An 8,806-nucleotide genomic window follows, 5' to 3' on the forward strand; every position below is an offset into this window, starting at 1 on the left:
TACAGTAGAAAGACAATGAATATATCGCCAATAGAGCATTACGCTCTATTGGCATATATTTATATTTTAGCTAAATAATCTTTGAGAGGGTGTGCTGTATGGCGTCAGCTGCACAGAAGAGTATTAAATCCATCAGTTACGCCAAGTATGGATACATGTTTATAGCACCTTTTTTTATTGTCTATTGCATTTTCCAGCTTTGGCCATTGATCAACACATTTCGTTTGAGCTTCTACGGCAACGGCAAAACGCTTGAAACCTTTGTCGGGCTGAAGAACTTCCAGAACATTCTGTTCGGATCGGAAACAAGTATTCCCGCTCAGGCGATTCACGAAGAATTCTTCAATTATTTCCAGAACACCATTATCATCTGGCTGGGTAACTTTGTTCCCCAGATCATTCTGTCTTTGCTGCTGGCTGTTTGGTTTACAGATGCCAAGCTTAAAATTCCCGGAAAGGGATTTTTTAAGGTTATCATGTATATGCCGAACATCATCACTGCAGCATCCGTATCCGCACTGTTCCTGGTTCTGTTCGGGGATGGTAAATACGGCGCAATCAACTCCCTGTTGCTGAGCAAAGAAATGATCGTAGAGCCGATCCGGTTTATTACCGATAAGACCAACTCCAGAATCCTGGTTATGTTCATCCAGACCTGGATGTGGTTCGGCAACACCATGATCATGCTTATGTCCGGTATCATGGGTATCAACCCGTCTCTGTTTGAGGCTGCGAATATCGACGGTGCAAACAGCTTCCAGATTTTCCGCAAGGTAACTCTGCCGTTGCTGCGTCCCATCATGGTTTACACCTTGATTACCTCCATGATCGGTGGTTTGCAGATGTTTGATATTCCGTATCTGCTGCATACGGGCAACACTTTGGTTCCGCATATTCAGACTGCTGCAGTCTTTGTATATGAAAAGTTCCATAAGACTCCGTATTCTCCGAGTTACGGCTACTCTGCGGCTGCGTCCGTGATTCTGTTCTTCATCACAGGCATTCTGGGTATCTTTGTATTCTTCTTCAACCGGGATAAGGATGAAGCAGAACGGAAGAAAAAGCTCAAGAAGCTGAAAAAGCAGGCTAAGATGAGAAACAAGGGATTTGGAGGGCTTGATTTATGAGTAAAAAAGTAGTTTACGGCAAGAGCTCTGAAGCAAGCTATACCAGAAACACCCGGATCAAGTCTGCGATCATCGTGATTGTACTGCTTTTGTTGACGGTTATCTGTCTGCTTCCGCTGTACATTCTGATCATCAACTCTACCCGGAATGTAACCCAGATTACAACAGAAGGCGTATCCCTCATTCCCGGTAGCTCCTTGATCCGTAATATCAAGGAATTGCTGAACAATGATCTGTACGCCATGGTATATGACCCGCTGATCGGTCTGCGGAATAGCTTATTCTTGGCAGGCTCCTCCACATTCTTGATCGTGTTCTTCTCCGCCATGACAGCATACGGTTTGGTTGTGTATGACTTCAAGGCAAAGGGCATTGCGTTCACCTTTATTCTGGCTGTTATGATGGTGCCGGTTCAGGTTACATCCACCGGCTTCCTGCAGTTCATGATTCAGTTGGATCTGGAGGATACATACTGGCCGTTGATTATTCCGGGCATTGCGTCACCGGCGATCGTGTTCTTCATGCGGCAATCGCTGAAGTCTACTTTCCCTCTTGAAATTGTCGAAGCTGCTCGAATTGATGGCTGCGGCGAATTCAAGACCTTTATCAAGATTGCAATCCCCATGATGAAGCCGGCAATTGCCGTTCAGGCGATTTTCGCATTCATCTCTAAGTGGAATGACTATTACACCACTTCCATGATTCTGATTTCCGGTAAGTTGCAACAGAAGACTTTGCCGATGATGGTAAGTGCGGTTATGTCGAACGATAAGACTGCTGACTACGGTGTCAACTACACCGCAATCATGCTGTCCATTATCCCGGTCTGCGCAGTTTACTTGGCGCTCTCCAAGTTCATCATTGCCGGCGTAGCACTCGGTGGTGTAAAGGAATAATTTCACACATCGGAAAGCAGGGTATGTACTGTACCCTGCTTTTTTATTTGGGGGTAGTTTATGATGCACGATTATTTGCAGGGGCATGCCACAGCTGCCTACCGCTTTTTCGGTGCACATCCCGACCAGAACGGCTGTCAGTTTCGGGTTTATGCACCAAAGGCAAGACGGGTCTGGCTCATATGCAGTCACAATGGCTGGGAGCCGATCCCCATGGATTATGATTTTTCCGGCTTTTATGCTTTGTATGCACCTGGGGCGACGCCTGGGGATATGTACAAGTTCCGGATTGAGCAGGCGGACGGCAGAATCGTGGACAAGGCGGATCCATACGGGGTGCAGATGGAACTGCGCCCGAAAACAGCAAGCATTATAAACCGGCTGGATGAATTCAAGTTTACGGACGCCGTCTGGATGCACAAGCGGGACATTGGGTACAACATTCCCGTGAATATTTATGAGCTTCACTGTGGCTCCTGGCGGCAAAAGCCCCATGACCCAAATCAGGAGGAAGACTTTGGATGGCTCAACTACCGGGAGCTTGCAAAGGAATTGATCCCCTATCTGAAGGAAAACCACTTTACGCATGTGGAACTGCTGCCCTTGTCGGAGCATCCTTTCGACGGATCCTGGGGCTACCAGGTCAGTGGGTTTTATGCTGTTACCTCACGCTATGGAACCCCACAGGATTTCATGGCGTTTGTAGACGCTTGTCATGCCAACGGGATCGGGGTCATCCTGGATTTCGTGCCGGTGCACTTTGTGACTGATGAGTTTTCCTTGATTCGTTTTGACGGTACACCTCTTTATGAGTATGAGGAACAGGATATTGCTTACAGCCAGTGGGGAAGCTGTAACTTCGATTACTACAAGCCAACGGTTCGCAGTTTTCTGATTTCTGCTGCATGCTTCTGGCTGGAGCACTATCATGTGGACGGACTGCGGATGGATGCCATCAGCAACGTGCTGTACTGGCAGGGGGATATGTCCCGGGGAATCAACATTGGGGGCGTTCAGTTTCTCAAGGAGTTGAATTACCAGATCAAGCAGCGGTTTCCCAACGTAATGCTGATCGCCGAGGATTCCACCAACTTCTTGAAGGTGACGGCTCCGGTGCATTATGACGGGCTGGGCTTTGACTACAAATGGGATATGGGCTGGATGAACGATACTCTGGATTTTTTCCGGATGCCGCCTGCTCAGCGTTGCTCCAGATATCACCAGCTTTCCTTTTCCATGATGTATTTCAGCAGCGAGCTGTATTTGCTCCCCTTTTCCCACGATGAAGTGGTGCATGGAAAAGCCACCATCATGCAGAAAATGTGGGGGAATTATCAGGTGAAGTTTCCCCAGTGCCGGGCACTTTACGCCTACATGTTTACTCATCCGGGAAAAAAACTCAATTTCATGGGCAATGAGATCGGGCATTTCCGGGAGTGGGACGAAAAGGTGGAGGTGGACTGGTTCCTGCAAAAATACCCGCTCCACGATTCCTTCCACCAGTATTTCCGCCGGTTGTGCCAACTGTATCAGACCATGCCGGCGCTGTACATGAATGAGTACGATCCCACTGCATTCTGCTGGCTGGAAGTGGATGCACCGGAGGCGTGTGTATATGCCTACCGCCGGAGCGCCAATGGGCAGGCTGTGATCACTGTGCTGAATCTGTCTGACCGAAGCTATGCTCCCTTCTATGTGGGTGTGGATGCCCCCTGCGCTATGCGGGAAGTGCTGAACAGCGACGCTTTTTGCTGGAGCGGTGAGGGTATGGTGAATGAGGGCGTTATCATAACGGAGAAGAAAGCCCATAAAGGGCGGAGCTACCGGTTTGCTGTGAAGCTGGCACCCTTTTCTGCGTCCATTCTGGAAGTGATCCCGCCCAAACAGTCACAGGCGAAGACAAAAAAATAGACATTGCTGCGAACATCCGGAGAAATTCTCCGGATGTTTCTTTTTGGGGCTTGACAAATCATGCAGAGTATGCTATGATTCTATCAGTAAGCATACGCTAACTTGTGCAGACGTTGGAACTGCTTTTTTAAAGCAGATATGTTAGCCAAAGCTAACCGAAAGGAGGGTGCATATGTCCAAACAGGAGTGCCGGCAATTTGAGCAAAAGCTTGCCTATCATACAGCTCCGTCCCTGCTGGGAATCAAATGCGCAAATCTGGTTTCTCTGCGGTTGGATCAATTTGATGTGGCAGAGCAAAGCGCCCGATTTAATCGCAAGGCAGTGAGCCGTGGACTGAAGATCCGGTTGATGTGCCGCTGTCAGCGGTGCATGCTGGTTCTGGTTTATAACGAGAAGCTGCTGTCGGCAAGTCTGGCGGATCCCTGTCGCCGAAGAATCCTTGCACGATATGGCTATGCCCCTGAACCGGATCTCCAACGGGATCTGGATCGACTTGTCCAGCGCATGGGGCAGGCGGTTGAATTTCCCCACGAGATCGGCATCTTTCTGGGGTATCCCACGGAGGATGTGGAAGGGTTCATTGCCCACAAGGGGGAGCACTACAAGCTGTGCGGCAGCTGGAAGGTATACGGGGATCCGGAACAAGCCCAGCGCAGCTTTCGGAATTATGAGCGGTGCAGGAAATTCCTGTGCAATAAGCTAAACCAGGGCGTGGACATTTATCGCGCACTGAAGATTTCTTAGGAGGTTTCATATGAAGACAGCAGTGATTTATTGGAGCGGAACCGGCAACACGGAGCAGATGGCCATGGCTGTGGCTGAGGGCGCAGGTGCTGACCTGTTTAAGGTATCGGAGTTTAACGGCAAGATCGCTGATTATGATCGGATCGCATTGGGCTGCCCGGCAATGGGCGCTGAGGAACTGGAGGAAACCGAGTTTGAGCCCTTTTTCGCCTCCATCGAAGGTGAGCTGAGCGGCAAGACCGTGGGTCTGTTCGGATCCTATGGCTGGGGTGATGGAGAGTGGATGCGTTCCTGGGTGGATCGTGCGACTGGGGCAGGCGCCACGGTGCTGGATGGGGAAGGACTCATGGCAAATGAAGCGCCCTCCGACGAGGCACTGGAAAAGTGCAAGGCCTTCGGCGCAAGGCTTGCCCAGTAAATGCCATAAGAATTCACAGAAAAGCCTGCTTTTATGCGGGCTTTTCTGTTTATGTGGATGAAAAACCAGTCAGGGCTTGACAGATGCATTGTTTTGGAGTATTCTATTTGTAGTTAGCTAACACTAACCAATTGGAAGGAGGGGTATTATGTTCCTTGAAATCCGTGGAATTAAAAAGCATTTTGGCGAGGGCGAAAGCCGGGTAGAGGTACTCAAAGGCATCGACCTGGAAATTGCAAAGGGGGAGATTTGTGTTCTGCTGGGACCATCCGGCAGCGGCAAGTCCACCCTGTTGAATATCATCGGCGGCATCGACAATGCGGACAGCGGCTACATTTCCATCAATAGGGAAAAGACCGCAGAGATGAACGAAAAAGCGCTGACCCTGTACCGCCGGAAGCATCTGGGGTACATTTTTCAGATGTACAACCTGATTCCCAATCTGAATATCAAAGAAAATGTGGAGGTAGGGGCATACCTCAGCGACAATCCACTGGATGTGGATGAGCTGCTCAAGACCCTGGGACTGTATGAGCATCGGCATAAGCTGCCCAATCAGCTGTCCGGCGGTCAGCAGCAGCGTACCGCCATCGGAAGAGCCATTGTAAAGAATCCGGATATTCTGCTGTGTGATGAGCCGACCGGTGCATTGGATTACAACACCTCCAAGGAGATTCTGAAGCTGATCGAAGAGGTGAACCGGAAATTTGGCAATACGGTAATCATGGTGACCCACAATGATGCCATTAAGCTGATGGCGGATCGGGTGGTTAAGCTGCGGGATGGAACGATCCGGAAGAATTACCTAAACGAGCACCGGACAAGTGCGGCAGAGCTGGAATGGTAGGGAGGGAGTTTGATGAAAAATCCTCTGAACAAGCGGCTGCCCCGGGAGCTGAAAAGCGAAATCGGCAAGTACATTGTGTTGTTTCTGTTCCTGGCGGGCATGATTTCCATTGTGTCCGGCTTCCTGGTTGCCAACCGGAGCATGATTATCACTTACGATGAAAGCTTTGACAAGTATAACATTGAGGATGGCAACTTTGAGCTGTATGCCCAGGCAAATGATGCGCTGCTGGAGCAGCTGAATGGGGAGAAGCTGACGGTGTACCCGAATTTCTACCTGGAGCGTGAAACCGCCCAGGTGGACAGCACCCTGCGAATCTTTGCCAACCGGGAACAGGTGGATAAGGTTTGCCTGATGGAGGGTGCATTGCCGGAGCGGACGGATGAGATCGCCATTGACCGGATGTATGCGGACAACAACAGCCTGTTCGTGGGGGATACGCTGACGGTGGGGGAGAAGCCCCTGCGTATCACCGGACTGGTTGCCCTGTCGGATTACAGCGCTCTGTATGCCAGCCCCTCGGACATGATGTTTGACTCCATCAAATTTGGAGTGGCGATTATGACCCGGGAGGGCTTGGACAGCATGGGAGATGCCCATTTCCACTACAGCTACGCCTGGATCTATGACGATCCTCCGGCGGACGACTCCCAGGCAAAGGAAATGTCCGAAGCCTTTCTGAAAACCCTGGCAGCAGATGCAGAAGCGGAGCAGAATGAGGTCACCGGTTTTATCCCCGCCTACAGCAACCAGGCGATTATTTTCACCGGTTCAGATCTGAAGGGGGACAATACCATGATTACCGTGTTCCTGTACGTGGTGATCCTCATGATTGCCTTTGTCTTTGCCATCACTGCCAGCAACACCATTTCCAAGGAAGCCAACGTGATTGGTACTCTCCGGGCATCCGGTTACACAAGGGGCGAGTTGGTGCGGCATTACATGACCATGCCCATGCTGGTGATGCTGGTGGCAGCCATTGTGGGAAATGTGCTGGGGTATACCCTGCTCAAGCAGTACATAGCGGATATGTATTACGGCAGTTACAGCCTGCCCACCTATGTGACCCACTGGAATGGGGACGCTTTTGTCAAGACCACAGTGGTACCCCTGATCCTTATGTTCTGCATCAATCTGCTGGTGCTGGTGAACAAGATGAGCCTTTCGCCGCTGAAATTCCTGCGGCGGGATCTGAAACGCCGGCAGAAGAAAAAGGCGTTCAAGCTGAATACGAAAATCGGCATTCTCAAGCGGTTCCGGCTGCGTGTGATCTTCCAGAATATGCCAAACTATGTGACGATTATCATTGGTGTCTTGTTCGCCAATTTCCTGCTGCTGTTCGGGTTTATGTTCGGCCCCCTGCTGGATCACTACCAGGAGGAGATCACCGGCAATCTGATCTGTCAGTATCAGTATGTGCTGAAGGTGCCCCAGGAAACCAACACCCCCGGCGCAGAGAAATACAGTGTTGCATCGCTGAAAACGGTGGATGATAAGCGGAAAAGCGAGGATGTGACCGTTTACGGAGTGGTGCCGGACAGTGCTTATCTGGATCTGAACTTTGACGGGGGCGTGGTGATCTCCAATGCCTATGCGGAAAAGTTCGGGCTTTCCGCCGGAGATACCCTTCGGGTGAAGGAGGCATACGGGGACAAGGAATACAGCTTCCCCATCAAGGGCGTGCATTATTATCCTGCCGGCATTGCCGTGTTTATGGAGCAAAGTGCATTCCACAGCACATTTGACCAGCCGGCGGATGCCTTCAACGGCTATTTTTCCAACCAGAAGATCACGGACATTGAGGATCTGTACGTTGCCACCACTATTACAGTGGACGATATGACCAAGACCTCCCGGCAGTTGAAGCAGTCCATGGGCAATATGATGGTGCTCTATCTGGTGTTCGGGGTTGCCATGTTCATGCTGATTGTGTATCTCCTGTCCAAGATCATTCTGGAGAAGAATGCCCAGTCCATTTCCATGACCAAAATCCTGGGCTACAGCAATCGGGAAATCAACAGTCTGTACATTACCACCACTTCCCTTGTGGTGATCGGTTCCATGCTGCTGACCATTCCCCTGTGCGCATACCTGATGAAAACCGTGTGCGTGTATATTTTCTCGGATTACTCCGGCTGGTTCGCATACTATGTGCCGCTTACGGTGTATGTGAAGATGTTCCTGCTTGGCGTGTGCAGCTACCTTGCGGTGGCATACCTCCAGACCCGGAGCATCAAGGGCGTGCCTCTGGGAGAAGCCCTCAAAAATGTGGAATAATCACCGCCTTGTAAAAAACGGGCACCAAGCATTTCGCTTGGTGCCCGTTTTGCGTGAAGGCAATACCGTACAGAGCCTGCCCTAGTCCTGGTGTTTTTTCCGCAGTTCCTGGAGGATCAGCAGAGAAACGGCAATGATCGTGAGATTCACCAAGATGGAGAGCACGTCCAATGCCTGCTTCAAAGTGCTTTTTGATTCCTGCGCCGGGTATTTGATGGTTTGATGCATGTGTTCCTCCTTACGCTTCCAAGACAGTCAATTCATGTGCCAGCTTGGCTTTTGCCAGCTCTGTTTGCTGTTCCCCCTCCAACAGGAGTACATGTGTGCCGTTGGAGCAGACAATGCGTCCATCCGGCAGCAGGGCGTAATCCAGCACCCCGTGCCGCAGCACGGTTTCCTTTCCGTCCGGATCAATCCGCAGCAGTACCCGGTTCCGGGGACAGATTCCCGGATACTTGTCCCCAGCCTGCTGATTTTGTCTGCGGTTCTCCTCCGCTTTTAGCATGTTTTCCGCAAGGAACATCTCCTGGGGCGTTCTGTGCTTTGCCTTTTCGCTGCGGGAGGAATTGCTCCGCAGCGGCTCGC

General features: G+C 50.7%; 9 protein-coding genes. 7 read left to right on the forward strand and 2 right to left on the reverse strand.

Going from position 1 to position 8,806, the window contains the following annotated elements; all coding sequences use genetic code 11:
- Nucleotides 1-206: 206 nt before the first annotated feature.
- The 7 genes from QVO51_RS01130 to QVO51_RS01160 all read left to right on the forward strand — a co-directional run bounded on the left by QVO51_RS01130 (nt 207) and on the right by QVO51_RS01160 (nt 8,221).
- Complete coding sequence (locus tag QVO51_RS01130) at nt 207-1,127, forward strand: carbohydrate ABC transporter permease (protein WP_338127148.1); 921 nt, start codon at nt 207-209, stop codon at nt 1,125-1,127.
- Nucleotides 1,124-2,023, forward strand: coding sequence for a carbohydrate ABC transporter permease (locus QVO51_RS01135; RefSeq protein ID WP_022356889.1), 900 nt, complete (start codon nt 1,124-1,126; stop codon nt 2,021-2,023). Before QVO51_RS01130 ends, QVO51_RS01135 begins: the two co-directional genes overlap by 4 nt.
- 60 nt (nt 2,024-2,083) lie before the next feature.
- Nucleotides 2,084-3,934 (forward strand): 1,4-alpha-glucan branching protein GlgB, encoded by a 1,851-nt coding sequence (gene glgB / locus QVO51_RS01140; protein ID WP_022356890.1) that lies wholly within the window; start codon nt 2,084-2,086, stop codon nt 3,932-3,934.
- 172 nt (nt 3,935-4,106) lie between these two features.
- The gene (locus tag QVO51_RS01145) at nt 4,107-4,679 is read left to right on the forward strand and encodes a DUF3793 family protein (protein WP_022356891.1); all 573 of its coding nucleotides are present in this window, start codon (nt 4,107-4,109) and stop codon (nt 4,677-4,679) included.
- Nucleotides 4,680-4,689: 10 nt separating this feature from the next.
- Complete coding sequence (locus QVO51_RS01150; protein ID WP_022356892.1) at nt 4,690-5,097, forward strand: flavodoxin; 408 nt, start codon at nt 4,690-4,692, stop codon at nt 5,095-5,097.
- Between the two features lie 148 nt (nt 5,098-5,245).
- Nucleotides 5,246-5,944, forward strand: a complete 699-nt coding sequence (locus QVO51_RS01155; protein ID WP_022356893.1) for an ABC transporter ATP-binding protein — start codon at nt 5,246-5,248, stop codon at nt 5,942-5,944.
- Nucleotides 5,945-5,956: 12 nt separating this feature from the next.
- A complete protein-coding gene (locus QVO51_RS01160) occupies nt 5,957-8,221 on the forward strand; it encodes an ABC transporter permease (protein ID WP_022356894.1) in 2,265 nt (754 codons plus the stop codon).
- Nucleotides 8,222-8,302: 81 nt separating this feature from the next.
- Here QVO51_RS01160 and QVO51_RS01165 read toward each other — a convergent pair whose 3' ends face one another.
- Together QVO51_RS01165 and QVO51_RS01170 are read right to left on the reverse strand one after the other, a co-directional pair.
- Complete coding sequence (locus tag QVO51_RS01165) at nt 8,303-8,449, reverse strand: hypothetical protein (RefSeq protein ID WP_022356895.1); 147 nt, start codon at nt 8,447-8,449, stop codon at nt 8,303-8,305.
- 10 nt (nt 8,450-8,459) lie between these two features.
- Nucleotides 8,460-8,806 (reverse strand): hypothetical protein (locus QVO51_RS01170; protein WP_441295903.1); only part of this gene is annotated, 347 nt, incomplete at its 5' end.

This window comes from Ruminococcus sp. CAG:379 (assembly GCF_000434255.1).
Taxonomy (GTDB): Bacteria; Bacillota; Clostridia; order Oscillospirales; family Ruminococcaceae; genus Ruminococcus_F; species Ruminococcus_F champanellensis.

Coding starts and splice junctions, on each gene's coding strand:
- QVO51_RS01150 (WP_022356892.1), top strand. CDS start 4,690: ATGAAGACAGCAGTGATTTATTGGAGCGGAACCGGCAACACGGAGCAG.
- glgB (WP_022356890.1), top strand. CDS start 2,084: ATGATGCACGATTATTTGCAGGGGCATGCCACAGCTGCCTACCGCTTT.
- QVO51_RS01135 (WP_022356889.1), top strand. CDS start 1,124: ATGAGTAAAAAAGTAGTTTACGGCAAGAGCTCTGAAGCAAGCTATACC.
- QVO51_RS01155 (WP_022356893.1), top strand. CDS start 5,246: ATGTTCCTTGAAATCCGTGGAATTAAAAAGCATTTTGGCGAGGGCGAA.
- QVO51_RS01160 (WP_022356894.1), top strand. CDS start 5,957: ATGAAAAATCCTCTGAACAAGCGGCTGCCCCGGGAGCTGAAAAGCGAA.
- QVO51_RS01145 (WP_022356891.1), top strand. CDS start 4,107: ATGTCCAAACAGGAGTGCCGGCAATTTGAGCAAAAGCTTGCCTATCAT.
- QVO51_RS01165 (WP_022356895.1), bottom strand. CDS start 8,449: ATGCATCAAACCATCAAATACCCGGCGCAGGAATCAAAAAGCACTTTG.